General features: G+C 69.3%; 24 protein-coding genes. 14 read left to right on the plus strand and 10 right to left on the minus strand.

Features of this window, described 5'->3' with window-relative positions; translation table 11 throughout:
* The first annotated feature begins 176 nt into the window (after positions 1–176).
* The 4 genes from D8896_RS07050 (at position 177) to D8896_RS07065 (ending at position 4,506) form a co-directional block, all read left to right on the plus strand.
* Positions 177–1,421 (plus strand): MFS transporter, encoded by a 1,245-nt coding sequence (locus D8896_RS07050; RefSeq protein WP_121821388.1) that lies wholly within the window; start codon positions 177–179, stop codon positions 1,419–1,421.
* A 119-nt stretch (positions 1,422–1,540) separates the two neighbouring features.
* Complete coding sequence (locus D8896_RS07055; protein ID WP_121821389.1) at positions 1,541–1,996, plus strand: ferritin-like domain-containing protein; 456 nt, start codon at positions 1,541–1,543, stop codon at positions 1,994–1,996.
* A gap of 187 nt (positions 1,997–2,183) precedes the next feature.
* Positions 2,184–2,483 carry a DUF5779 family protein gene (locus D8896_RS07060; protein ID WP_121821390.1) on the plus strand — a complete coding sequence of 100 codons (300 nt, stop codon included), beginning with the start codon at positions 2,184–2,186 and terminating at the stop codon, positions 2,481–2,483.
* 784 nt (positions 2,484–3,267) lie between these two features.
* Complete coding sequence (locus D8896_RS07065; protein ID WP_121821391.1) at positions 3,268–4,506, plus strand: Cdc6/Cdc18 family protein; 1,239 nt, start codon at positions 3,268–3,270, stop codon at positions 4,504–4,506.
* Positions 4,507–4,593: 87 nt separating this feature from the next.
* Here D8896_RS07065 and D8896_RS07070 read toward each other — a convergent pair whose 3' ends face one another.
* Positions 4,594–5,274 (minus strand): VOC family protein, encoded by a 681-nt coding sequence (locus tag D8896_RS07070; protein ID WP_121821392.1) that lies wholly within the window; start codon positions 5,272–5,274, stop codon positions 4,594–4,596.
* A 185-nt stretch (positions 5,275–5,459) separates the two neighbouring features.
* Between D8896_RS07070 and D8896_RS07075 the strand changes: the two genes are divergently transcribed.
* Positions 5,460–6,143, plus strand: coding sequence for a hypothetical protein (locus D8896_RS07075; RefSeq protein WP_121821393.1), 684 nt, complete (start codon positions 5,460–5,462; stop codon positions 6,141–6,143).
* A 43-nt stretch (positions 6,144–6,186) separates the two neighbouring features.
* On the opposite strand, the gene D8896_RS07080 is transcribed toward D8896_RS07075, so the two are convergent.
* From D8896_RS07080 to D8896_RS07105, 6 genes are all read right to left on the minus strand, one after another.
* Positions 6,187–6,675, minus strand: a complete 489-nt coding sequence (locus D8896_RS07080; RefSeq protein WP_121821394.1) for a hypothetical protein — start codon at positions 6,673–6,675, stop codon at positions 6,187–6,189.
* Positions 6,675–7,904: a DUF4330 domain-containing protein gene (locus D8896_RS07085; RefSeq protein ID WP_121821395.1), complete on the minus strand. Its 1,230-nt coding sequence runs from the start codon at positions 7,902–7,904 to the stop codon at positions 6,675–6,677. Before D8896_RS07085 ends, D8896_RS07080 begins: the two co-directional genes overlap by 1 nt.
* A gap of 75 nt (positions 7,905–7,979) precedes the next feature.
* Entirely contained in the window at positions 7,980–10,394 is a 2,415-nt protein-coding gene (locus D8896_RS07090) for a hypothetical protein (protein WP_121821396.1), read from the minus strand.
* 35 nt (positions 10,395–10,429) lie between these two features.
* Positions 10,430–10,948 (minus strand): hypothetical protein, encoded by a 519-nt coding sequence (locus D8896_RS07095; protein ID WP_121821668.1) that lies wholly within the window; start codon positions 10,946–10,948, stop codon positions 10,430–10,432.
* A complete protein-coding gene (locus D8896_RS07100) occupies positions 10,941–11,474 on the minus strand; it encodes a hypothetical protein (RefSeq protein WP_121821397.1) in 534 nt (177 codons plus the stop codon). The genes D8896_RS07095 and D8896_RS07100 overlap by 8 nt, the downstream gene beginning before the upstream one ends.
* Before the next feature lie 66 nt (positions 11,475–11,540).
* Positions 11,541–12,359, minus strand: coding sequence for an undecaprenyl-diphosphate phosphatase (locus tag D8896_RS07105; protein ID WP_121821398.1), 819 nt, complete (start codon positions 12,357–12,359; stop codon positions 11,541–11,543).
* 343 nt (positions 12,360–12,702) lie between these two features.
* Between D8896_RS07105 and D8896_RS07110 the strand changes: the two genes are divergently transcribed.
* Positions 12,703–13,116, plus strand: a complete 414-nt coding sequence (locus D8896_RS07110) for an MPN domain-containing protein (RefSeq protein WP_121821399.1) — start codon at positions 12,703–12,705, stop codon at positions 13,114–13,116.
* A gap of 15 nt (positions 13,117–13,131) precedes the next feature.
* Here the strand turns inward: D8896_RS07110 and D8896_RS07115 are convergent, their stop codons facing one another.
* Positions 13,132–13,341, minus strand: a complete 210-nt coding sequence (locus D8896_RS07115) for a ribbon-helix-helix domain-containing protein (protein ID WP_121821400.1) — start codon at positions 13,339–13,341, stop codon at positions 13,132–13,134.
* Positions 13,342–13,460: 119 nt separating this feature from the next.
* Between D8896_RS07115 and D8896_RS07120 the strand changes: the two genes are divergently transcribed.
* Positions 13,461–13,781 carry a DUF5789 family protein gene (locus tag D8896_RS07120; protein WP_121821401.1) on the plus strand — a complete coding sequence of 107 codons (321 nt, stop codon included), beginning with the start codon at positions 13,461–13,463 and terminating at the stop codon, positions 13,779–13,781.
* On the opposite strand, the gene aglJ is transcribed toward D8896_RS07120, so the two are convergent.
* Together aglJ and D8896_RS19980 are read right to left on the minus strand one after the other, a co-directional pair.
* Positions 13,778–14,854, minus strand: a complete 1,077-nt coding sequence (gene aglJ, locus D8896_RS07125; RefSeq protein ID WP_121821402.1) for an S-layer glycoprotein N-glycosyltransferase AglJ — start codon at positions 14,852–14,854, stop codon at positions 13,778–13,780. The genes D8896_RS07120 and aglJ overlap by 4 nt on opposite strands.
* An 88-nt stretch (positions 14,855–14,942) precedes the next feature.
* Entirely contained in the window at positions 14,943–15,077 is a 135-nt protein-coding gene (locus D8896_RS19980; protein WP_259372642.1) for a hypothetical protein, read from the minus strand.
* A 114-nt stretch (positions 15,078–15,191) separates the two neighbouring features.
* Here D8896_RS19980 and D8896_RS07130 point away from each other — a divergent pair, with 114 nt between their 5' ends.
* The 7 genes from D8896_RS07130 (at position 15,192) to glmS (ending at position 23,354) form a co-directional block, all read left to right on the plus strand.
* Entirely contained in the window at positions 15,192–16,040 is an 849-nt protein-coding gene (locus D8896_RS07130) for a TrmB family transcriptional regulator (protein ID WP_121821403.1), read from the plus strand.
* A gap of 121 nt (positions 16,041–16,161) precedes the next feature.
* Positions 16,162–17,301 (plus strand): NAD-dependent epimerase/dehydratase family protein, encoded by a 1,140-nt coding sequence (locus D8896_RS07135; protein ID WP_121821404.1) that lies wholly within the window; start codon positions 16,162–16,164, stop codon positions 17,299–17,301.
* Entirely contained in the window at positions 17,297–18,223 is a 927-nt protein-coding gene (locus tag D8896_RS07140) for an NAD-dependent epimerase/dehydratase family protein (protein ID WP_121821405.1), read from the plus strand. Before D8896_RS07135 ends, D8896_RS07140 begins: the two co-directional genes overlap by 5 nt.
* On the plus strand, positions 18,220–19,176 hold the full coding sequence (locus D8896_RS07145) for an NAD-dependent epimerase/dehydratase family protein (protein ID WP_121821406.1): 957 nt from the start codon (positions 18,220–18,222) through the stop codon (positions 19,174–19,176). Before D8896_RS07140 ends, D8896_RS07145 begins: the two co-directional genes overlap by 4 nt.
* Entirely contained in the window at positions 19,173–20,393 is a 1,221-nt protein-coding gene (gene glmU / locus D8896_RS07150; protein WP_121821407.1) for a bifunctional sugar-1-phosphate nucleotidylyltransferase/acetyltransferase, read from the plus strand. The genes D8896_RS07145 and glmU (D8896_RS07150) overlap by 4 nt, the downstream gene beginning before the upstream one ends.
* Positions 20,390–21,556: a bifunctional sugar-1-phosphate nucleotidylyltransferase/acetyltransferase gene (gene glmU, locus D8896_RS07155; RefSeq protein WP_121821408.1), complete on the plus strand. Its 1,167-nt coding sequence runs from the start codon at positions 20,390–20,392 to the stop codon at positions 21,554–21,556. Before glmU (D8896_RS07150) ends, glmU (D8896_RS07155) begins: the two co-directional genes overlap by 4 nt.
* Position 21,557: 1 nt before the next feature.
* Entirely contained in the window at positions 21,558–23,354 is a 1,797-nt protein-coding gene (gene glmS, locus D8896_RS07160; protein WP_121821409.1) for a glutamine--fructose-6-phosphate transaminase (isomerizing), read from the plus strand.
* Positions 23,355–23,360 lie beyond the last annotated feature (6 nt).

The following is a 23,360-nucleotide window of genomic DNA, read 5'->3' on the forward strand; positions in this document are numbered from 1 at the left end:
TCCCCCGTTATCGGCGGAAAATAATCCGTTCGTTGACTCGCACGCGCTCCGGCGGCATCGGAGTGATCAGTCGCGGAGTTGAGTCGGTTCCCCGGACCGACCGGGTCGTACGTCGCGACGAACGTCGTCGGTTCGAGACCGCAACGGTTTTTCTCGGTCTCCCGAGAGTAACCCGGGTGACCACGGCAAAGCGACAGTTCTACGCGCTCTACCTCGCCCGCTTTGCCAGCGGGTTCGGGCTGGCGACCCTGTTGACACTGCTACCGGACTACATCGACCTGTTCGACCCTTCGGGGTTCGTGATCGGCCTGTACACGACCGGGCTGACGCTCGCACAGGCGGTCGCGGTCGTCCCCTTCGCGTGGGCGGGTGACCGACACGACAAGCGGCTCGTGTTGCTCGTGAGTCTGGGACTCAGTGCGGCCACGTACGCCGCCTTCGCGTTTGTGGGATCCAGCGCCGGGTTCGTCGCGACCCGGGGTCTACAGGGCATCGCCGTCACCGGCGCGGGGCTGATGAGCCTCGCGCTGGTGGGCCAGCTCGCCCCGGCCGACCAGCGGGCGAACTACATCGGGACCGCGAACGCCGCACGCTTTGCCGCTGCCATCGCCGGGACGCTCTCGGCCGGCCTGCTCTACGAGGCGTACGGTTTCGACGCCGTGTTCTCGGTACTCGTCTCGCTCGTGACCGCCGCGTTTCTCGGGGTGCTTCTCTTCATCGACCCCGACGAGACGACCGTCGGAGGGTTCCCCTTCACCGACCTCGCCCTGAACCGCCGCATCCTGACGATCACGAGCTTCCGCGCGCAGTATGCCCTCTCCGTGACGCTCATCCGGACCTGGGTCCCCATCTACGCGGGCGTATCCGCGGCCCGGGGCGGTCTGGCCTACAGCGCCGTCGCCGTCAGCGTCGTGATCACCGCCGAGAAGTTCACCAACATGGTCTGCCAGCCGTTCACCGGTCGGCTCTCGGACCGGATCGGGCGGGCGTGGTTCGTGTTCGTCGGCGGCGGCCTGTACGGTCTCGTCGCGCTCGCAGTGCCGTTCTCCCCCGCACTGGGTGCGGCGCTGCCGGTTCCGGCGTCGCTCCCGCTGCTCGGCGCGCTCGGGCCGGCGTTTCTCCCGCTGGTTGCACTCAACGGCTTGCTCGGCGTCGCCGACAGCCTGCGCGAACCCGCGAGCATGGCGCTCTTTGCCGACGAGGGCAGCGACAACGGCGGCATCGCAAGCAGCTTCGGGATCCGTGAACTCGTCTGGCGCCCGGGAAGCGTCCTCGCGCCGATGGGCGGGGGCCTCCTGATGGGCGGCGTTGGCATGCAGTGGGTGTTCTACGTCGGTGCGGCGTCGGCGTTTACAGGGATCGCGGCGTTCGCCGGGATCCTCGTGTACGACCACGGCCGCGGGGCGTTCGCCGAGTGGTGACCGAGTGGTGACGCGCCGAGTGGTGCTGGAATGGTGACGGGGTGTCGAGCGCGTCGTCGCTTCCCACGGTCCCCGTTCGGGCGGGAGCATAAGCCGCTGGCCGTCCAACGCTAGCGCGTATGACCAACGAAGAGGTAACGGACCTGCTGAAGAAGGCGTACGGCGACGAGATAGAGACCGTCATGAACTACCTGACCAACTCCATCGTACTGGACGGCGTCAGCGCCGAGGAGGTCAAAGGGAGCCTGGAAACGGACATTCAGGAGGAACTCGACCACGCCCGGATGCTCGGCGAACGGCTGAAGCAACTCGACGAGCGGCCGCCGGCCTCGATGGAGTTCACGGCCAGACAGGAGAGCCTCCAGCCGCCGGAGGATTCGACGAACGTCCTCTCCGTGATCGAGGGCGTACTGGAGGCCGAGGAGGACGCGATCGAGACGTACCGCTCGCTCATCCACGCCGCCGAGGAAGCCGACGACCCCGTGACGGAGGACTACGCGGTGACGATCCTCGCCGACGAGGAGGCTCATCGCACCGAGTTCCGCGGGTTCCGCAAGGAATACCGGGACGACTGACTGCGACGGGGCGACTGACCGACGGCGAACGGCTCCGCATGTACGCGAGACGGTTCCGCACGCACGTCGAACGGCTTCACATTCGACCGGCGGGGGAGACCCGGGGGGGTGACTGGGTACTATCGGGAACCGCGTGGAGACCGTCGAGAGGCGAGGATTTTTCTCGGCTGAGGTTTACCGGGGGTGTATGGGCGACTTCAGCCTCGACCTCAGGGCGGTCGAGGACCACATCGAGGAGGAAGAGGACGGGGAGGGCTCCTCCCGGGTCGAACTCGGCAGGCTCGACGGCACGACGCCGGACGAGGAGTGGATCGAGACGGTCGAGTCGGGTGCCGTGCTCGTGCTGAACGTCGAGGGCGACGTGAACGAACTCGCCGCCGGTTTCGCGCGGGACGTGAAAGACGCCGGCGGCGAACTGGTCCATTTCCGGGGGTTCCTGCTTGTGGCACCTTCCGGCGTCCGGATCGACACGGACCGGCTGGGTTGAGTCGCTCGTCGATTTGGTTCGGACAGTAGTTCCCCACATCCTCCCCGCAGCGTGAATACTGGCTCAACGAGATACTGAGCTGATCTGATTTCGCGGTGGGAGTGGAGACACACACCCCGGGTTTCCAATGCTATCGGTGGGAAGGAGAGATGCCTGTGAGGGGTCAGGCGCATCGGTTGTCGTCGGTCGCGGCTGTTTCCCGTGCTCATTTGAGTAATCTGCATATTATTCAGAAAAGTTTTTACACAGGTTGCTACAAACTGTCCACTAGCCTAGTCGTCTAGTTAAGTATGAATAAGGTAACAGATCCTGTGGGTAACTGATCTAGTTTCGACTTCAAGTTTCGACTTCATTTTGACCGATCGTCTTGACCGGTCGAGTCCTGAGGGATCCCCTCCCACATTGCCTGGCCTCGCTGCAACACTGCCCCGACGGTTCTCCACCCGGAAAGCATCGGAAACGTGGGGTGGGTGCACCGGTGTCCCACACGGATCCGACCGCTACGGAGCAGTATGGAGGCTCCTGAAAGCATCGGAAACGTGGGGTGGGTGCAAACCGTTGCCGCACGCTCCGGAAACGAACGCCGATAGCATTGGAAGCCCGGGGTGAGTGATAGGCAAACACGGTCCATCAGTTCGACTCGCGAATCACGGCGCTCGTCGATCACAGTCCGAGCGATTCACTCACACTTCCCAGCAGCGCCGGGATAGCCGGACGAAGCATCGGAAACGCGGGGTGGACGAAACCACGGCACTTATGCCCGACCCCTCGAACGACCGTTACGATGGGAAGTCGAGAGTCGGCAGACATCGCGAAGGAGGTGTTCGAGCAGGAGGACCAGATATTCGCCAACAAGCAGCTCCTCAGCATCGGACACGTCCCCGAACCCGACCGGATCGTCGGTCGGGACGACGAGATCCGCGACCTCGCCGAGCAGCTTCGCGGCGCTATCGAGGGGTACTCGCCCGACAACGTCATCGTCTACGGCAAGACCGGGACCGGGAAATCGCTCGTCTCGAAGTACGTGATGGGCCGCGCGCGGGACCTCGCGGAGGACGACGTGGCCGTCGGTACGGCCTACCTCGACTGCTCCGAGGACAACACCGAGACGCAGGCCGTCTCGTCGCTGGCGAAGACGCTGAACGACGAGGGGGCGACGGACATCGCCGTCCCGCAGACCGGCCTCAGCACGTCGAAGTACTACAAGCGGCTCTGGGACATCCTCGACCGGCGCTACGACGTGATGATGGTCATCCTGGACGAGGTCGACCTGATGGCCGACGACGACCTGCTGATGAAGCTCTCCCGCGCGGAGGAGGCGAACAAGGTCGACTGCCACATCGGCGTCATCGCCATCTCGAACAAGATCCAGTACGCCGAGAACCTGAACGAGCGCGTCAAGTCCAGCCTCCAGCACAAGGAACTGTTCTTCCAGCCCTACGACGCGACCCAGCTCCGCGAGATCATGCGCAACCGGGCCGACGCGTTCCAGGAGGACGTGCTCACCGACGACGTGATCCCGCTCTGTGCCGCCTTCGCCGCACAGGAACACGGCGACGCACGCAAGGCGATCGACATCCTCCGGCACGCCGGCAAGATCGCGTACAAGAACGGCTCGGACACCGTCACGGAGGCGCACGTCCGCGACGCCCAGCAGCTCGCCGAGAAGGACCGCTTCCGCGAACTCATCGACGGCGCACCGACGCAGGCCAAGACCGCCCTGCTCGCCCTGGCCGAACTCTCCCTGAACAACGACACTGAGGCGTTCCCCACCCGGGAAGTGTTCAAGCAGTACCGCGTCATCTGCGACGCGATCGACATGGACACGCTCTCGGAGCGCCGTTTCCGGGACATCCTCAAGGAGCAGGCGTTCCTCGGCATCGTCGACGTGGAGAAACTCAACCAGGGCCTCGCCGGCGGGGTCACGCTCAAGAACCGCCTCATCGAGGACCCCGACATCGTCCGCGAGATCCTGCTGGAAGACGGCCGGATGTCCGAGTGGACTGACGAACCGGACCGGTAGCCGGACCGCCGCTCCTACCGATTCGCCCCGACTGACCGCCGCTCCTGCCGACTCGCCCCGACTGACCGCCGCTCTTGCCGACAGGCCTCAACTGAACGTCAGGTGGTGGCCGTCGGGGTCGGTGATCCGAACGTCGTCGTCGATCATCGTCACCTTCGACGCGCGGTCGAGCACCGCGTCGACGGCCACGCCCGGACTCCCGTCCGTCGCGAACCCGAGGTCGACGTGAACGCCGCCACGGCCGTCGGCGATCCCCAGCTGGGGCTCCCACAGCTCCAGGTCGACGGGACCGCCGAGCCGAACGCGGCGACGATCCTCCCCGCGATCGGTGACCTCGAACCCCAGCGACGTGTAGAACGTCGTGGCGCGCTCCAGGTCGGACACCTCCAGCACGACCTCGAAGATCCCGCCGATCCCCTTCCCCGAAACGTCCCGCTGGCCGAGTTCGACGCAGTTCCCGTCAGGGTCGTAAAGGTAAAGCGACTTCGCGGTCCCGAACTCCCGCTCGACGAGGTCGTAGCTCCGCGAGAGTCGGTCGTACCACTGGTCGTACTCCTCGTGGGGGATCGCGAAGGCGAAATGCGTGTGGAGCCCGCCCCGTGGTATCGCCTGGGGCCGTCGGAGGATCAGGCTGGCGTCGCCCGTACCGAGCGCGACCTCGCGGTCGTCCGACCGGCGGACCGGCAGGTCCAGCGTCCCGGCGTAGAACCCGCGGGTCCGGTCGAGGGACTTGACTTCGAGTGCGAGCCACCGGAGGGCGTCGAGCATACTGCATTATTGTTCGGGAGGAACTTAGTAACGTACGCTAGACCGGATGGCCGAACCGCAACCCCGCCGACACGCTGGTCCCCCGGCGACCGGCGGCCGGGCCGCCGACCCGCCGGTCAGCGTCGGCCTTCGAACCCGGTTCCGCGGGACGACCGCTTATGTCCGTCCGGGCCTTGCTCGTAGATATGCCGATGAAGGCAGACGGTCGCCCGACGGAGCCGCGTGAGATCGATAGCTGGGACGGCGGCCTGGGGTGGATCGCCTCCCCCGACGAGACGATGCAGCGCGCGAGCCACGCGCTGGCGACCGACGAAGGAGTGTGGCTCGTCGACCCGGTCGACTGCGAGGGGCTGGACGACATCGTCGCCCCGCTCGGGGAGGTCGCCGGCACGGTCGTCCTGCTCGACCGGCACAAGCGCGACGCGGCGGCGATCGCCCGCCGTCACGACGTGTCGGTCGCGCTCCCGCGGGAGCTTCGCGACGTGGCGTCCGACCTCGACGCGCCCACGACCACGTTCGGCGACGAACTCGGTGCAACGGGCTACCGGACGATCCCCGTCGTCGACAACCCGATCTGGACGGAGGTGGCGCTGTTCGACGCGGATTCGGGCACGCTCGTCGTTCCGGAAGCGGTCGGCACGGTCGACTACTTCCTCGCGGACGGCGAGCGCCTCGGGGTTCACCCGATGCTCCGGGCGTTCCCCCCGCGGCAGGCGCTCGGGCGGTTGTCCGTCGACCGCGTCCTCGTCGGCCACGGCGAGGGCATCACGACCGACGCGCGGGCGGCCCTCGACGACGCACTCCGGAACTCCCGGCGGAACGCGCCCGGTCTCTACCTGGGGACGGTTCGGGATCTGCTCCCGGTATAGGCGTCGCGGCGGCCCTGCATTCGATGTGACCGTCGCCGGGTGACTACTCGCCGCCCGACGCGTCCCGGTTCTCCGTTCGCTCAGGGGAAGCGTCCTCGGCTTCGCCCACCTCGTCGTCCGGGTCCCGCGCCGCCTGCGTCGCCGGTGGCTCCGGCGGAGCGAGCGCCGCCCCCACGCGCTGGAGGAGCGACGACCGTTCGACTACCCGTTCTACCGCGTCGACAGTCCGGACGACGAACCGCCAGGTGAGGGAGTTCCGGACGACCGAAGCGATCGGCGGGACGATGCGGTCCAGAAGCCGAACGAACGGGCCGACCGTGTACGTTTCGCGGAGGTCGATGACGATCACCTCCGGGTCCGGTTCGGCGGTCAGCCACCGGTAGAGCCACGACCCGCGGACCCAGCGACCGGCCGTCCGGGCGACGCTCCGTGCCCGACGAGCCACTCCGGCTGCCGCCGCCCGGACTGCGGACCCGTCGTACCCCGCCGCCAGGCGGTCGAGCAGTCCGCGGGAATCGGTTTCGCCCGGCATCACGAACCACCGGCATCGTCCGTCCAGCGAGTTCTCGACTCCGAACGCCCCGTCTCGTCGGTCGCCGTCGAGTCCACGAACTCGGTCACCGTTCCCTCGACGCGGACGCGGTCGAAGTCGAGCGTCACGCCGCTCCCCGTCCGTAGCTCCGAGCCGTGGAAGTACGCCTCGCCGTTCGCTGTCCGTGTCTCCAGCTCTACGGTGAGGGACACGTCCCTGTTCTCGGGATGGTCGCGCCGGTGGATCTCGCCGTCGTCGCTCGTGAGGACGACCGTCGCCGGCTCGACGCGCCTGTCGACGATCCGGGCGCGCGGTCCGTCCCCACCGGACTCGGTCATCCCGACGGCCGTCGCTTCCGCCACCGCGGGCGAGACGTTCCGCTGTTCCACGACGACCGTCGTCGTTCCGCGCTCGCCGGGCATCGTCGTCGCGCCGCGGTGGACCACGGTCCCGGAGAGGGTGTAGGCGTCGAGGCCGAGGGAGACGCTCCGACCGATCGTCAGCGGCGCGCCGCCGAAGGTCGTTCGCTCGCCCTCCGTCCGCGTCGCCAGCGACGCGCCGACCCGGACGCGCCGCGTGGCGTCGTCCCCGGTCGGGAACGTGGTCACCGACTGCACGGTGCCGACGGTCCGGCCGGCCACGCGGTATTCCTCGCCTGCACGGATCGCGTCGAGCGCTTCAACCGGAACCGTGGCGTCGAGGACGATGTCGGTCTCGCCGGCGTCGACCGACTCGCCGTCGGCGACGAGCGCCGACACCGTCCCGTTGACCCGGTACTCCGGCGTCTGCAGGCGCAGTCCGTCGCCGACGGTGAGGTTGCCGCTCCCGTATCGGAACGCGGTGCGGTTCCCGTCCGCGATCGCCCGGCCGTCGAGTCGCATGCGGAGCGTCGTGGCTGCGCCGCCGTCGACGGGCGAGACGTGCACGTCGGTCACCGTCGCGTTCGCGCCGCCGACCGCGACCTCGTCGCCGGCGTGGATGCGCTCGGCGAGGCGCTCGGGCTGTGTGCCGAGCTCCACCGTCGCGTACCGGACGGCGCGCTCGCCGGGCGGCTCCCCGTCGGCCGCGCTCCCGTTCGTCGTTTCGTTGGCGGGCGCATCAGCTGACCCACCGCCCCCCATGACCAGCGCCGCGCCCGCGGCGACGACGGCGACCACCAGCAGGACGACCAGCGCGTCGACGACGTTCACCCGGCCGAACAGGTTCCCGTCATCGTCGATAAGCGGCATTTGCGTGGGTTTCTCCCCGGGGTCACTCAAAACCTATCGTTGCGGCTCGAAAGCGGCCACTCGGAACCCGCGGGCTCACACAGCTACCGTCCCGTTCACCGCGACGGCAGTGCCGTTCGCCACGGCCCGCTCCGGCACCGTCACAGTCCGGTTGCCGACCGCGTACTCGCCGGGGTGTGCGACGGTGACGGCGAACGTGCCGTTCTCGACCGCCGCCGTCCGCTGATACGTAAACGCCGTCCCGCCGAGGTCGACCTCGCGGGACAGCGTCACGGTCCCGTTCGAAGACGCCACACCCCTCACAGTCGCGCCCGGCACCGGGCGGAACACCTTCCGCTCGCCACCGTCGGTCGCGTACACGGCGCGGTAGTGGGCGGTTCCGTTCCCGTAGCGCTCGTGTAACGTGGCGTACAGCGTTTCGTCGTCGAACTCGTCCCCCGACTCGATGTCCTCCGTGACGACGTACGCCGCCCGCCCGTCGAGTCGCTCGTACCACGTCGATGCGTTCGTACTGACGAGGAAGCCGTCGTAGTTCGCTCGGGCGTAGCCGTAGGACTCCGACTGCCCGCTGGCGAAGGCGTTGTACAGTCGGTTGCGGTCCCAGCGGCTGAACACGTAGCGGTCGTCCGTCGCCAGCCCGCGCTCGTCGGCGTCGTCGCCGATCCAGGTCGCGGCCCGATAGGACTCCTCGCTGTGTGTGAGGTCGGCGGTGAGCGCCGGCGTCAGCCCCGCGCCGAGGCCGGCGACGAGGATGACGAGGGCGGCCAGCAGCCCGGCGGTTCGCCCGTCGATACCTCCGAGGTCGAACGCTCGTCCCGCGCCGTCCCCACGGAGCGTCCCGGTGTCGGTCACGGACTGCGCGCCGCGACGTTCCCTCCTGCCGCCGAATACGGCTGGTCTGCGTGCGAGGTCGACGACGCTGGCGAGGTGGACAAGGCCGAGGCCGCCGAGGACGGCGACCGGCACCGCAAGCGCCCCGGCGAAGCGGACCTGCAGGACGCCCAGCACCAGCAGGAACGCGGTGTACGTCGCGACCACGAGCCACTCCGCCCGGTCCCGCGAGACGGCCATCCAGCCGCCCCACGCCGCGTACGGGAGCGCCAGGAACAGCACCAGCCCGAAGTAGAAAACCGGCGCGACTGGACCGCCGAGGTCCGACTGAAACAGCGACTGGAACTCGACGATGTCGCCCTGCTCCGGCGTCAGCACGAGCTTTTCGACCTCCTGACGGAACTCCGTCCGGAACACCGGGAACCCCTGCCACGCGCCGGCGAACACGGCCCCCACGGCTGCGACGAGTCCGCCACCCGTCACGCGCCACGACAGCCCGGCCTGCCGGCCCGCCTCGGCGACGAGAACGACCGCGAGGCTCCCGGCAAGCAGGAACGCAGGGGTGTACGCCACGTAATCGGCGTGCCAGCCACCCGTCTCGTGTGCCACCAACACCGCGACCGTCGCGAGCGCGACCCCCGCGAGTTCCGGACCCAGCGTCCGGAGCGGCGACCGTCCCGCACGGAGGTCGACCGCGGCACGGGTGAGGACGTACAGGCCGACCGGGAGCACCAGCAGCGGCCCGGCGTTCCAGGCGAGTACCTGCGTTGCAGTGCCCGCGGCGAACAGAACCGTCCATGGCGCGGCGGCCGCGACGAGTTCTCGAAGCGACTGATCCCTGTCGACCGCCGCAAGCGCGACGAGCGCGTACAGCGTCACCGCGACGATCATGTAGTCGAACGCGTGGTGGTCCCCGAAGCCGACCGCCGAGCGGTAGGCGTGGACCGGCGTCGTGGCGAGCAGCCCGACGGCGGCGACGCCGACGCGGGCGTCGCCAGTCAGCCGCCGCGCCGCCCCGTACACGGCCAGTCCGGTCACCAGCGCGGCGACGACGGGGTACCACGCCAGCGTGAGGTCGACGGCGCGAGCGTCGCCGCCGACCGCCCTCGCGACCGTCCACAGGGCCGCGGTCAGGAGCGGCTCCTCCTCGATCAGGTGTTCCGGGACGGCGAACGCCCCGGCGTCGCTCGCGGACAGCTGGAGCAGCCAGTGGCGGTAGAAGTACGGGTCGTTCGCGAGCAGGACGATGTCGCCGTTGCGGAACACGCTCGGGTAGGCGAACAGCCGGAACAGGGCGACCAGCGCGAGCGCCGCGGCCAGCCCGGCGGCGGCGTCGCGGCGGACGGTCGGCAGTCGGGTCCGGACGGCGTCGAGGTCGAGCGCCGTTCCCGCGCCCGTTCCACTGGCGTCGTCGGTCGTCTGCTCCTCGCCGTCAAGGACGGCCGCGACGGCGTCGCGGTCCGCGAGCCGGTACTCGTCGCCGGCGCTCTCGACGATGCCGCGCGAAACGAGTTCGCCGAACGCCCCCGAGTCGACGGGCACGTCGTCGAACGTCCACGTATCCTCGCCCCCGTCGACTTCGTGGATCGCCCGGAGAGCGGGTTCGAGTTCGGGGCGGTCCGCGAGGAGGGCGGCGGCCTCCTCACGAGCGTCGGTCATGTTCCCGGCGAGAGTTCACATCAGCATAAAACCAACTACTCGCCGGTTCGCCCGCCCGGCGGTCGGTCGGCCGACTCGCCGACGCGCCGGTCCGCGACCGCGACCCCCCCGGCGACGAGCGCCGCCGCGGCCAGCACCGCGGGGTCGGACGACACGTACAGGCTCGGCGTCGGCGGTCGCCAGGGGATCGGGTAGAGCCAGAAGCTCGCCCGTCCGTCCGCGTACGCCCGGAGACCGTCGAAGACGAGCGACGCCCCGCCGCCGGCGACCAGCGCGGCGTACGCCGGCCGCCACCGCCGGCCGAACGCGAGCGCGATGACGCCGGCGACGAGCAGGACGCCGCCGAGCGTGCCGATGGCTTCTACGTCGAACGGGACGCCGATCGCACGGCTCACGACCGCCGAGTCGACCAGCAGCTCGGCCTTGATCAGGTCCGGGATCGCCGCCCCCGCGACGCCGACCGCGATCCACTCGTCCGTGAGCCGGTTAAGCCGCCAGCTCGCGACGGTGAGAACCGCGTAAGCCAGCAGGACGTGCGAGAGCAGGTCAGGCATCGTCGGCACCCCCCGCTTCGTCGGCGGTCGGTCCGGACGTCACGGTCTCACCCTCGCGCGGCACGAACGACAGCGTCGCCACGTCTACCCGCCAGCGCCGGAAGAACAGCGCGAGGATCCCGACCGCGCCGACGAGGGAGACGGCGTACTTGTACAGCGCCGCCCCGCCGTCGCGTTCGACGACGACCGTCTCGGAGACGGTCATGGTCCGCCCCGGGCCAAGCCGTCCGTACGCCTGCACGAGGCCCCCGGGTGCTACGTCGGCCCGGACCGACCGGAGGCGTATCGTGAACTCCCCGCCGTCGTGTTCGACGCGGACCGTCGCGGTGCCGGCGTCGCGGTCGATACGCTCGACGGTGCCGAACAGGAGCGCCCGTTCGCCGACGTGCGCGTCGTAGTCCGCCGCGAGTTCGTCCTCCGTCGGGGAGTCCCAGCGCCGCTCCTCGGTCGCGTCGAAGTGGACGCAGAGTCCAAGCACTGCGGCGAGCAGGACGACTCCGACGGCCGCGCGACGCCACGGCAACATACCGTCGACTGCCGACGCGCTGCGAATGAACGCTTCGGTTCGATAGTCCGATGGGTCGCGTTCGCCTCAGATCCACAGCGCGACGCCGCCGAGCATCGCCAGGCCGCCGAGGCCGACACAGACCGCCCAGAAGTCGATGCGCTCGACGACGCGCATCAGCGCGTCGATGGTGAGATAGCCGACGATGGCGGCGGCGACCACCGCGATCAGCGCGGGGCCGGGAGCGACGCTCGGGATGCCCCCCTCGTCAAGCACCGTCAGCGCGCCCGCGCCGAACGCGGCCGGGACGGACAGCAGAAAGGAGAGGCGGAACGACGCCGGGCCGTCGTGGCCCCGCAGGAGCAACGCGCCGGCGGTCGTCCCCGAGCGCGAGACGCCCGGCAACACGGCGATCCCCTGAAGCGTCCCCACGAGGACGGCGTCGACGAGGTCCGGGAGGTCACGCGCGCCGAGCGCCCGCTCGCCGGCGAAGCGCTGGAACGCGCCGGTCGCGACCAGCAGGAGTCCGACGACGACGATGAACGCGCCGCCGGTGAGTTCGCCGACCAGACCGTCGAGCGCGAGGTAGGCGACGAGTCCGGAGCCGACCGAGGCCAGCGTCGCGACGACGACGAAGGACAGATCGGCCGTCTCGTCGCCGAAGGCAGTCGCCGGTCGCCACTCCGGCGCGACGGCGAGCGCGTCGCGGAACTCGTCGCGGTAGTAGACCGTCGCAGACAGCGCCGTCCCGACGTGGAGGAACAGGGAGAACTGGACGGCGGCGTCCGGCGACGAGCCGACCGCGGTGAGGAAGACGGCGACGTTGCCCTCGCTGGAGATCGGCAGCCACTCGAAGATACCCTGCAGGATCCCCGCGATGAGCGCGACGAGCGTGGCGCTATCCATGCGCAACTCCCGTCACGCGCCGGACAAAACGCCTTCGGATCCGCCGTTCTCCTCCGGCCGTCGAAACGAGCCTCCTCGCTCCGGCGGGCGATCAGGTCCCACGTCCGGCGGCCTCGCGCTTCCCGGCGGCGTAGACGAGCGCCCAGAGCACCCCCAGCGCGAACAGCCAGGCGAAGGCGACGGCGAGCACGACCAGCACGCCCCGTCAGTCGGCCCGCCCGGACCTTGTTATACGCTAGCAAACTACGGTAGAGGTCGACTGTCCGCCGGGTAAGCGGCCGTTTCCGCCGAATACGACCGGCCCCGGCGATGCACATTTCACCACGGGGGCCGTACGGGAGCCGTGGTCTACGTCACGCGCGGCCTCGTCGAGGTTCTGCTCGAACTCGCCCGGGACGCTGAGCCGGGCGAGGTCACGGCGAACCTCGCTGTCACGCCGGCGGGGGAGCTCAGCGGCGCGGAGCGCCTGCCGGCCGACGCGCCCGTGTTCACGGACTTCTACCTCCCCGACAGCGGCGGGGCGGTCGACGCCGTGTTCGGGGTCGACCTCTCGACGCCCTCGCGGCAGACGCAGGGGCGGTTCGTCTCGCACCCGCAGGGGGATCTCGCGGTCTCCCGGACGGACGACCTCCACGAGGCGGTGTTCGTCGCGGTCCCGCCGTGGGAGGAGGCGAACCTCGCGGCGTTCGACCGGCGGGGTCGCAGCCGCGACCTCACCGTCGTCGACGCCGAGCCCCCCCACGAGTCGCTCCCGTAGCGCTCGGCTTCCGCGCTACTCCAGATAGCCGAGGTCGCGCAGCTGTGACGTTATTTCGTCGAACTCGGCCTCGGTCAGCTCGCCCTGCTGCTGGTGCTGGATGACGATGCTCCGGAGGAGAAACCGGACGAGGTCGCTCGTGCTCTGGAAGCTGGTCCCCTCGATCGTCTCGTCGACCCGCTCGGCCAGGTCCTTCGGGATGGAGACGGTCGTGTACTCGGTCATACCCGAAGTGGGGCCGGTCGACCGAAAGGCTTTGCGACCACGCCGCCGGCCGGGACTGCCTCGGCACGCCGGAGCCGGTCCGCCGGGGTTTTTTGCTCCCACAATCGGATCCGACCGATATGGGAGTACGGCCGCCAGCGAACGACAGCGACGAACCGGACGCCATCGAGTTCGGGATCGCCGCCGTCGACGCCCGACTCGACGCGGCTGACGTGACGTTCCCGGCGACGAGGACGGACCTCGTCGACGCGTTGGACGACGAGGTGCCGTACGACGCCCAGGGGCGGACCGTCGCGCTCGCCGAGGCCATCGACGAGACTGACCGCCACGAGTTCGACTCGGAGCAGGACCTGTTAAACGAGTTGCATCCGGTGTTCGAGAACCGGCGATCGTCGCCCATGAGCCTGCTCGACCGACTGCGGGCGATGGTTCCCTTCTAGCGGTCCGGCGGTCCGGCCTCGTGTTCGGCCGTCGACTGGTCCGGTCGCGTCGCTTCAGACCCGGCGTCCGTTACCCCCTCCGAGTCGACGCCGTGTTCCGCGCCGCCCTGCCCAGTCCCGCGCTCGGCGGCCGAGGTCTCACCGCGCCCCACGCCCCGCCCGGTTTCGATCCGCTGTAGGCGGTGCATCTGGTCGCGGTGGAGCGTCACGATCATGTCCGAGAGGACGCCGAAGATGAGCAACTGGACGCCAAACAGGAGGAAAAACGCCGCGACGATCGCGAGGACCTCGTGGCTTATCCCGCGCGTGAACCACTCGACGCCGACGTACGCCGCGATCACGCCGCCAATAGCCACGCCTGTCGCGCCGACGCTTCCGAAGTAGAACAGCGGGTTGTTCGTCTTCGCCAGCCGGTACAGCGTCAGGATGATGGTCCCGCCGTCCCAGACCGGGTGCAGGTTCGTCTCGGAGTCCTCCGGGCGCGCGAGGTAGGTGATCGGCACCTCCGCCATCTCGACGCCGTGTTTCACGCATTCGACGGCCAGTTCCGTTTCGATGCCGAAGCCCTCCGAGTTCAGCCTGAACCGCTCGACCGACTCGCGGGTGAACGCCCGGTAGCCGCTGAGGATGTCGTAGTTCTCCTGGCCGTGGATGAAGTGGAACGCGCGGTCGATGATCCCGTTGCCGAACTGGTTGAGCCGGGTCATCGCGCCGGCCTCCATGTCGGCGAACCGGTCGCCGATGACGTGCTCGGCCTCGCCGGCGAGCAGCGGTTCGAGCATCGCGGGGGCGTCCTCCGGGCGGTAGGTGCCGTCGCCGTCCAGCATCAGGACGTACTCGTTCTCGACGAGTTCGATCCCCTCCTGTACGGCCTGTCCCTTCCCGGTTCCCGACTGGACGACGACGCGAGCGCCGCGCTCGGCAGCGATGTCACGGGTGCCGTCCGACGAGTCGCCGTCGACGACGAGGACGTTCTCCAGCCCCTGCTCGCGGAACCCGTCGATCACCTCGCCGATGGTCGCGGCCTCGTTCAGCGTCGGGATCAGGACGCAGACGTCCCCGTAGTCCGCCATTGACAGGGACTCCACGAGGGAGGCGCAAAAGGTTTGCTTTCGGCCGGGGCCGAGCGTTGCCGGCGTCGGGTCGTGCGGGACGCCGTGGTCAGTCGCCGGCGGCCTCGCGGCGCTCGCTCAGGTGCTCCCAGATCTCGGTGCAGCCACAGCCGTCGTTGACGCCGTCCAGGTGGTCGTCGACGCCACACGCCTCGCCCTCGTCCTCGGTTGTCCCGTCGACCATAGTTACTCAGTTCGTGAGTAACCGATTGACGGCGGCCGCCATAAGCTTTTGGGAGCCGCGCCGTCGACTCGCGCAACACCCCATTTACGTGCTTCGGGGCGCAACGGGCCGGTAATGGCCACGCGCGAACCGGCGGACCTCCTCGAACGGCTCGACCTGAAGGAGTACGAGGCGACGGCGCTGTCGCATCTGCTCACGGCCGGTCGGACGACCGCGCCCGACATCGCCGAGGCGACCGGTATCCCGAAGGCGCGGGTGTACGGCGTGCTGGACTCGCTCGCCGACCTGGGCTACATCAAGGTGTTCCCGGGCCGGCCGAAGGAGTACCAGCCGAAGTCGCCCGCGGAGATACTCGAACGGGTCAAGGAGAACCGCCGACAGGAGTACGAGCGCCGGTGTCGTGAGGTGGAGGACCTGCGCGAGGAGTTCCTCGCGGAGTTCCGCCCGCGCTACGAGCAGGCCGACGAGGACACGTCGCCCACGGCGGAGCTGTTCTACGTGGTCGACGTCGGCGAGCCAAGCGAGTCCGAGACCCGGACCCTCTACGCCGACGCCGAGGAGCGAGTCAACGTCATCACGAACAGCTTCGCCTACTTCGACGCCGTCGAGCCGGCGTTCGCGGACGCGGCCGACCGCGTCGACGTGGACGTGCTCTTTCTCCACCCGACACACCTGCCCGAGGCGAAGCGCGAGACGCAGGCCGACATCGTCGACCGCATCGCCGCGGAGTACCCGGAAGTCGGCATTCGCTTCTCCGAGGAACGGCTCCCCTGGCGCGGGACCTTCGCGGACCCGAGCGCGTCGTACGACTCCGGGAAGGCCATCTTCCTCGTCGAGGAGCGGGACGTGCCGAACCACAAGCGCCAGGCCGCGATCACCGAGAACGGGTCGTTCGTCGCGGGGATGCAGCGGTACTTCGACCTCGTGTGGGACCACGAGAGCCTCGCCGAGTATCCGGGCTGAACGGGCTGTTTCCGGCTTTTTCGTGGCTCCGTCCGGGCGGTAGCCGCGGCGCTCCCGCTGCCGACCCCTCCCGATCCGAACAAAAGGCTTATGCCATCAGTTACTCACATTCTGAGTAACTATGACGGTTCTCGTCACCGGTGCCGACGGCTACGTCGGCTGGCCGACAGCGCTTCGACTGGCACGACGACTCGACGAGCGGGTCGTCGGCGTGGACAACCTCGCGCGACGCGACTGGGTGGAGGACGTCGGCAGCGTCTCCGCCGTCCCGGTCGACGACCCCGAGACGCGGTACGCGGCGGAGCCGAACCTGAGCTTCGTGTACGCGGATCTGGCGGACCGCGACGAAGTGCAGCAGTTGCTCGACGTGCACGAGCCCCACACCGTCGTCCACGCGGCGGCCCAGCCCAGCGCGCCGTACTCCCAGATCAACGGCGAGCGCGCGCTGTACACGCAGCGCAACAACCTCTCGATGAACGTCAACCTGCTCCACGGGCTGAAGGACGCGGGGCTTGACGACACTCACTTCATCGAGACGACGACGACCGGCGTCTACGGCGCGCCCGAGTTCCCGATCCCCGAGGGCGGCGCGACGATGGAGAACCAGGGCGAGCGCGACGACGTGCCGTTCCCGGCGATGGGCGGCTCATGGTACCACGTCACCAAGTCGTTCGACAACGCGAACGCCCGGCTGGCGAACACGCAGTGGGACCAGCCGGTCAGCGACCTCCGGACCGCCATCGTCTACGGCACCGAGACCGACGAGACCGAGGAACTGGGCCTCCCGACGCGCTTCGACTTCGACTACTACTTCGGCACGGTCGTCAACCGCTTCTGCGCGCAGGCGGTCGCGGGCTACCCGCTCACCGTTTACGGCAAGGGCGAGCAGCGCAAGCCGATGGTCGGCCTGCGCGACACCGTCGAGAGCATCGCCACGCTGGTCGAGGACGGCCACGACGGCGAGGGCGTCGACGTGTACAACCAGGTGACCCGGCCGGTCGCCATCGTCGAACTCGCCGAGACGATCCAGGAAGTCGGCGAGGAGTTCGACCTCGACGTGGAGATCACCCACGTCGAGAACCCCCGCGAGGAGGACGAGGAGCACCAGATGGAGATGGAGAACGAGCGCTTCGAGGAACTCGTTGGCGAACCGCAGTCCCTCGAAGCGGGCGTCCGCGACGTGCTGACGACGCTGACGCGCCACCGCGACCGCATCACCGCCCGCGAGGACCGGTTCCTGCCGGAGGTGTTGCTCGATTAACGTCCTCGTCACCGGGGGCGCGGGGTACGTCGGCAGCGCCCTCCTGCCGGTGCTCGCCGACGCGGGCCACGAGGTGCGGGTGCTCGACGACTTCTCGCTGTCGTCGCCCCGGAACCTCGTCGACGCCCCGCCCGTCGACTTCGTCCGCGGCGACGTGCGCGACGAGGGGACCGTCCACGAGGCGATGGCGGACGTCGACGCCGTGATCCACCTCGCGGCGATCACCGGCGCGGCCAAGACCCACGACATCCCCGAGAAGACGTTCGACGTGAACCTCGGCGGCACGGAGACGGCGCTGTCGGCCGCCGAGGACGCGGGCGTCGACCGGGTCGTGCTCGCTAGCTCCTGCAACGTGTACGGCGAGACCTACGAGACGGACCTGCACGAGGACTCGCCGACGGACCCCGGTAACCCCTACGCCGAGTCGAAGCTCGCGGCCGAGGAGGCCTGTTTCGACGCCGACGTGGAGACGGTCGCGCTCCGCCTGGCGACGAACTACGGCTGGAGTCCCGGCGTCCGGTTCAATCTCGTCGTCAACAGCTTCGCCTTCCGCGCGGTGATGGACGAGCCGCTGACCGTCTACGGGGACGGCCGGAACTGGCGGCCGTTCCTCCACGTGCAGGACACGGCCCGCGCGTTCGCCGCGGCGCTCGACTGGCCCGAGGGCCGGTACAACGTCGGCGAGGACAACTACCGGATCGAGGAGATCGCAAGCACCGTCGCGGAGGTCGTCGGCAAGCCGGTCGAGACGGACTATCTGGAGGAGAAAGACCCCGGCCCCTCCTACAGCGTCACGTTCGACCGGATGGCCGAACGGGACTTCGTCCCCGAGTTCTCGCTCCGGAAGGGGGTCCGGGACCTGACCGAGCGGTTCGCCAACACCGAACGACTATCAGACTTCACGATGAGAGAGCATACATGACAGCGGACACGACGGAAACCCACACGGTCGGCGTGACCGGAGCAGCGGGCTACATCGGCTCCCGCGTCACGAAGGTCCTCCTTGACGAGGGCCACGACGTGGTGCCGGTCGACGACTTCTCGGTCGGCGACGTACAGTCGATAGACGGCCGACGGGTCGAGGAACTCGACGTGCGCGACCGCGGCGCGCTCCGCGAGGCGTTCGACGGCGTCGACGCCGTGATGCACCTCGGCGCGGTGAGCGGCGTCCCGGACTGTCAGGAGGACCCGGAGTACGCCTTCGACGTGAACGTCGGCGGCACCGAGAACGTCGCCTGGCTCTGCCGCGAGTGGGGGACGCCCATGGTGTTCCCCTGCAGCATGGCGATCATCGGCGACCCCGTCGAGTTCCCCATCTCCGCGGACCACCCGCGGAACCCACTGAACTTCTACGGCCGGAGCAAGGCGCTGTCCGAGAACGACGTCCACCAGCTCGCGGACGGCGAGTTCCCGGCCCACGTGTACGTGAAGTCGAACCTGTACGGCCATCACGAACTGAACGGCCGGGAGATCGGGAAGAACACCGTGATCAACATCTTCGTCGACAAGGCGCTGAACGAGGAGCCGCTGACCGTTCACGAACCCGGCACCCAGGCGCGGGACTTCATCCACGTGAAGGACGTGGCCCGCGCCTACGCGCTCTCGCTCGACGAACTCGTCGGGAGCGACCCGGGCGCGACGACGTTCACGCTCGCAAGTGGCGACGACCGGAGCATCCTCGACATCGCCGAGGCCGTCCAGTCGATCGTCGCCGAGGAACGCGGCTACGAGGTGCCGATCGAGATGGTCGAGAACCCCCGCGAGAGCGAGACGGAGGTCGGCGACTTCACCGTCGACACCTCGGAAGCCGCCGACGAGATCGGCTTCGAGGCGGAGTACGATGTCGACCGCGCGGTCCGGGAGATGGTACGATGAAGGCGGTCGTCGTCGCCGCCGGCGAGGGGACGCGGATGCGCCCGCTGACCGCGAACCGGCCGAAGCCGATGCTCCCCGTCGCCGGGAAGCCGATGCTGGAGCACGTGATGGACGCCTGCGCGGACGCCGTCGACGGCTACGTGGTCGTCGTCGGGTACCACGCGGAGGCGATCCGCGACCACGTCGGACGGGAGTTCCGCGGCCTGCCGGTCGACTACGTCGAGCAGGACGAGCAGCTGGGCACCGCCCACGCGATCGGGCAGGCCGAACCGCACGTCGACGAGCGCTTCCTCGCGCTGAACGGCGACGTGGTGTTCGACCCCGAACTGGTCGACCGGCTCGCCGACACCGGCACCACGACGATAGCGACGATGCGCGTCGACGACCCCACGTCGTACGGCGTCGTCGGGCTGGACGGGAGTCGGGACGACGGCACGCGCCGCGCGACCAGCATCGTCGAGAAGCCGTCGGACCCGCCGTCGAACCTCGCGAACCTCGGGCTGTACGCCTTCGACCCGGCGATCTTCGAGTACATTGACCGCACGACGCTCAGCCAGCGCGGCGAGTACGAGATCACCGAGTCGCTCGGCATGCTGCTGGACGACGGTCACGAGGTCGCCGTCGTGGAGCACGACGGCCGGTGGCTCGACGTGGGGCGGCCGTGGGAACTGCTCGACGCGACCGAGGCGGCGCTCGCGGACCTCGACGGCCGGATCGACGGCGAGGTCGAGGAGCGCGCGACCCTGCAGGGGCCGGTCGTGGTCGAAGATGGCGCTCGCGTCCGGAACGGCGCGTACGTCGAGGGGCCGGCGATAATCCAGTCCGGCGCGGACGTGGGACCGAACGCCTACGTCCGCGGTGCGTCGGTGATCGGCCCGGACGTCCGCGTCGGCAACGCCGTCGAGGTGAAGAACTCGATCCTGATGGCCGGCGCGTCAGCCGGCCACCTGTCGTACGTCGGCGACTCCGTGGTCGGCCGCGACGCTAACCTCGGCGCTGGGACGACCGTCGCCAACCTCCGGCACGACGACGCGAACGTGAAGATGACCGTGAAGGGCGAACGCGTCGACACCGGCCGGCGGAAGCTCGGCGTCGTCCTCGGGGACGAGGCCAAGACGGGGATCAACACCAGCCTCAACGCCGGAACGAAGCTCGGTGCGGGGGCGATGACCCGCCCCGGCGAGGCGGTGATGGAGGACAGAGGGGATTCGATATGAAAGCAGTCATTTTGGCGGCCGGCGAGGGACAGCGGCTCGAACCGCTGACGAACCGCCGGCCCAAGCCGATGGTACCGATCGCGAACCAGCCGCTGCTCGAGTACGTCGTCGAGGCGGTGTCGGACGCCGGCATCGACGAGGTCGTCCTCGTCGTCGGCTACAAGCGCGAGCGCATCCAGACGTACTTCGGCGACGGCCACCGCTGGGGCGTCGACATCGAGTACGCCGTCCAGGAGAAACAGCTCGGCACCGGCCACGCCGTCCTGCAGGCGAAGGAGCGCATCGACGACGAGTTCCTCGTGTTGAACGGCGACCGGATCATCACCGCGGACCTGGTCGAGCAACTCGTCGAGGCCCGCGCGGACACCGGCGACACGGTGCTGGGGCTGACGCGGGCCGACGAGCCGAGCGAGTACGGCGTCGTCACGCTCGACGGCGACCGCGTCGTCGGGATCACCGAAAAGCCCCGCGCCGCGGCAGCGCCCTCGGACATCGTCAACGCCGGCGTGTACGCGTTCGACGGCTCGGTGTTCGACGCGATCCGTGCGATAGACGTCGGCCCGACCGGCGAACTCGCGCTCACGTCCGCGATCGAGGAACTCGTCGACCGCGGGACCGTCCGCGGCCTCCGTTACCGGGGGCTCTGGGTCGACGTGTCGTACCTGTGGGACGTGACCGAGGTGACTGCCCGGGTACTCGACGAGACGGCGGACGCGACACAGCACGGATCGGTCGAGCCGGGGGCACACGTCGCCGACGACGTGCGGATCGGGTCGAACACCCGCATCGGTGCCAACGCGACGGTCCGCCACGGCACCGCGCTGGGCGACAACGTCTCGGTCGGGGCCAACGCCGTCCTCTCGAACGTCGTCGCCTTCGACGACGCGACGATCGGCGACGGCGCGGTGCTCCGGGACTGCGTCGTCGCCGAGAACGCCACGGTCGGACCGAACGCGACGGTGCCGGGCGGCCCGGCCGACGTGATCGTCGACGGGACGGTGTACGAGGACGTGGATCTCGGCGCGGTCGTCGGCGACAACGCCAGCGCCGGTGCCGGCGTTGTCTTCGACGAGGGGACCGTGGTCGGCGACGGCGCTCGCGTCGGCGACGGCGTCACCGTCTCCGGGCGCGTGCCGCCGAACGCGGAGGTGCGGAGGGGGTAACATGTGTGGGATCGTCGGCTACGTCGGCCCGCAGTCCCCCCTCTCCGTCGTCGCGACCGGCCTGAAGAACCTGGAGTACCGCGGCTACGACTCCGCGGGCGTCGCGCTCAACGACGGAAGCATCGAGGTGTACAAGCAGGAGGGCGAGATCGACGACCTCGAACTCCCGGCGTCCACGGACGCCCGGGTCGGCGTCGGCCACACGCGCTGGTCGACCCACGGCGAACCGACCGACGCGAACGCGCATCCCCACACCGACTGCGACGGTCGGATCGCGGTCGTCCACAACGGGATCATCGAGAACTACGACGCCCTGAAGGGCGAACTGGACGGTCACCGGTTCACCAGCGAGACGGACACCGAGGTCATCCCGCACCTGATCGAGGAGGTGTACGACGGGTCGGACCTCGTCGGCGCGGTCCAGGCCGTCCTCGGCCGACTCGAGGGGAGTTACGCCTTTGCGGTCACCGCGGTCGGGTACGACGGGATGGTCGCCGCACGGATGGACAGCCCGCTCGTCGTCGGGCACGGCGAGGACGGCAACTTCCTCGCCAGCGACGTGACCGCGTTCCTCGAACACACGCGCGACGTGTCCTACATCGAGGACGGCGACGTGGTCGCGGTCGACGCCGACGGCGTGACGGTGTACGCCGACGGCGCGGTCGTCGAGCGCCCGGTCAACACTGTCGACTGGGAGGCCGAGGCCGCCGAGAAGGGCGGCTACGACCACTACATGTTGAAGGAGATCCACGAGCAACCCCGGTCGCTCCGGCAGACGCTGTCCGGCCGGGTCGACGCGGTCAACGGCGACGTGGACCTGGACGTCGACCTGCCCGAGCAGTACCTCCAGTCCGTCGAGGAGATACAGATCGTCGCCTGCGGCACCTCCTACCACGCCGGGCTGTACGCACAGCAACTGATCGAGTCGCTGGCGGACGTGCGCGTCACGGTCCACGTCGCCAGCGAGTACGACTTCACCGGCGGCCGGGATCCGTGGCGCACGCTCGTCCTCGCGGTCACCCAGAGCGGCGAGACGGCGGACACGCTGTCGGCAATGCGCGAGGCGGCCCGCGCCGGCGCGCGGACGCTGGCGGTGACCAACACCGTCGGCAGCACCGCCGCCCGCGAGGCCGACGACGCGCTGTACATCCGCGCCGGCCCGGAGATCGGCGTCGCCGCGACCAAGACGTTCGCCGCGCAGGTGACGACGCTCACCCTGCTGTCGGCCTACCTCGGCCGCGAGCGCGGCTCCCTCTCGGCCAGCGACGCGGGGGACCTGCTGGAGAACGCCCGCGGGCTACCCGGGGCGATCCAGCAGATCCTCGACGTTGAGGACGCCATTCGCGAGGTCGCCGAGGAGTACGTCGACGGCGACGGCTTCTTCTTCGTCGGCCGGAAGCTCGGCTGCCCGGTGGCGCTGGAGGGGGCGCTGAAGCTGAAGGAGATATCCTACGCCCACGCCGAGGGGTTCGCCGCCGGCGAGCTGAAACACGGCACGCTCGCGCTGGTGACGCCCGAGACGCCGGTGCTGGCGGTCCTCACCGAGGGGGCGAACCCGGGCGCGACCCTGAACAACGTCAAGGAGGTCGAGTCCCGCGGCGCGCCGGTGATCGGCGTCACCTCGCACGACGACGCCGAGAAGTTCCTCGACGCCTCCTTTGCGGTGCCCGACCTCGGCCGGCTGGAGCCGCTGCTGGCGAACGTCTACCTCCAGCTGTTCGCCTACCACGTGGCGAAGATCAAGGGGCGGTCCATCGACAAGCCGCGGAACCTGGCCAAGAGCGTCACGGTGGAGTAGCCCGGG

The organism is Halostella salina (assembly GCF_003675855.1).
In the GTDB taxonomy this organism is placed as follows: Archaea; Halobacteriota; Halobacteria; order Halobacteriales; family Natronoarchaeaceae; genus Halostella; species Halostella salina.

Bases quoted from the DNA above. Each gene is read 5' to 3' on its own strand.
- D8896_RS07065 (WP_121821391.1), top strand. From the start codon at position 3,268: ATGGGAAGTCGAGAGTCGGCAGACATCGCGAAGGAGGTGTTCGAGCAG.
- glmS (WP_121821409.1), top strand. From the start codon at position 21,558: ATGTGTGGGATCGTCGGCTACGTCGGCCCGCAGTCCCCCCTCTCCGTC.
- D8896_RS07055 (WP_121821389.1), top strand. From the start codon at position 1,541: ATGACCAACGAAGAGGTAACGGACCTGCTGAAGAAGGCGTACGGCGAC.
- D8896_RS07080 (WP_121821394.1), bottom strand. From the start codon at position 6,675: ATGCCGGGCGAAACCGATTCCCGCGGACTGCTCGACCGCCTGGCGGCG.
- D8896_RS07070 (WP_121821392.1), bottom strand. From the start codon at position 5,274: ATGCTCGACGCCCTCCGGTGGCTCGCACTCGAAGTCAAGTCCCTCGAC.
- D8896_RS07130 (WP_121821403.1), top strand. From the start codon at position 15,192: ATGGCCACGCGCGAACCGGCGGACCTCCTCGAACGGCTCGACCTGAAG.
- D8896_RS07115 (WP_121821400.1), bottom strand. From the start codon at position 13,341: ATGACCGAGTACACGACCGTCTCCATCCCGAAGGACCTGGCCGAGCGG.
- D8896_RS07095 (WP_121821668.1), bottom strand. From the start codon at position 10,948: ATGCCTGACCTGCTCTCGCACGTCCTGCTGGCTTACGCGGTTCTCACC.
- D8896_RS07060 (WP_121821390.1), top strand. From the start codon at position 2,184: ATGGGCGACTTCAGCCTCGACCTCAGGGCGGTCGAGGACCACATCGAG.
- D8896_RS07145 (WP_121821406.1), top strand. From the start codon at position 18,220: ATGACAGCGGACACGACGGAAACCCACACGGTCGGCGTGACCGGAGCA.
- D8896_RS07100 (WP_121821397.1), bottom strand. From the start codon at position 11,474: ATGTTGCCGTGGCGTCGCGCGGCCGTCGGAGTCGTCCTGCTCGCCGCA.
- glmU (WP_121821408.1), top strand. From the start codon at position 20,390: ATGAAAGCAGTCATTTTGGCGGCCGGCGAGGGACAGCGGCTCGAACCG.
- D8896_RS07135 (WP_121821404.1), top strand. From the start codon at position 16,162: ATGACGGTTCTCGTCACCGGTGCCGACGGCTACGTCGGCTGGCCGACA.
- D8896_RS07085 (WP_121821395.1), bottom strand. From the start codon at position 7,904: ATGCCGCTTATCGACGATGACGGGAACCTGTTCGGCCGGGTGAACGTC.
- glmU (WP_121821407.1), top strand. From the start codon at position 19,173: ATGAAGGCGGTCGTCGTCGCCGCCGGCGAGGGGACGCGGATGCGCCCG.
- D8896_RS19980 (WP_259372642.1), bottom strand. From the start codon at position 15,077: ATGGTCGACGGGACAACCGAGGACGAGGGCGAGGCGTGTGGCGTCGAC.
- aglJ (WP_121821402.1), bottom strand. From the start codon at position 14,854: ATGGCGGACTACGGGGACGTCTGCGTCCTGATCCCGACGCTGAACGAG.
- D8896_RS07120 (WP_121821401.1), top strand. From the start codon at position 13,461: ATGGGAGTACGGCCGCCAGCGAACGACAGCGACGAACCGGACGCCATC.
- D8896_RS07090 (WP_121821396.1), bottom strand. From the start codon at position 10,394: ATGACCGACGCTCGTGAGGAGGCCGCCGCCCTCCTCGCGGACCGCCCC.
- D8896_RS07105 (WP_121821398.1), bottom strand. From the start codon at position 12,359: ATGGATAGCGCCACGCTCGTCGCGCTCATCGCGGGGATCCTGCAGGGT.
- D8896_RS07075 (WP_121821393.1), top strand. From the start codon at position 5,460: ATGCCGATGAAGGCAGACGGTCGCCCGACGGAGCCGCGTGAGATCGAT.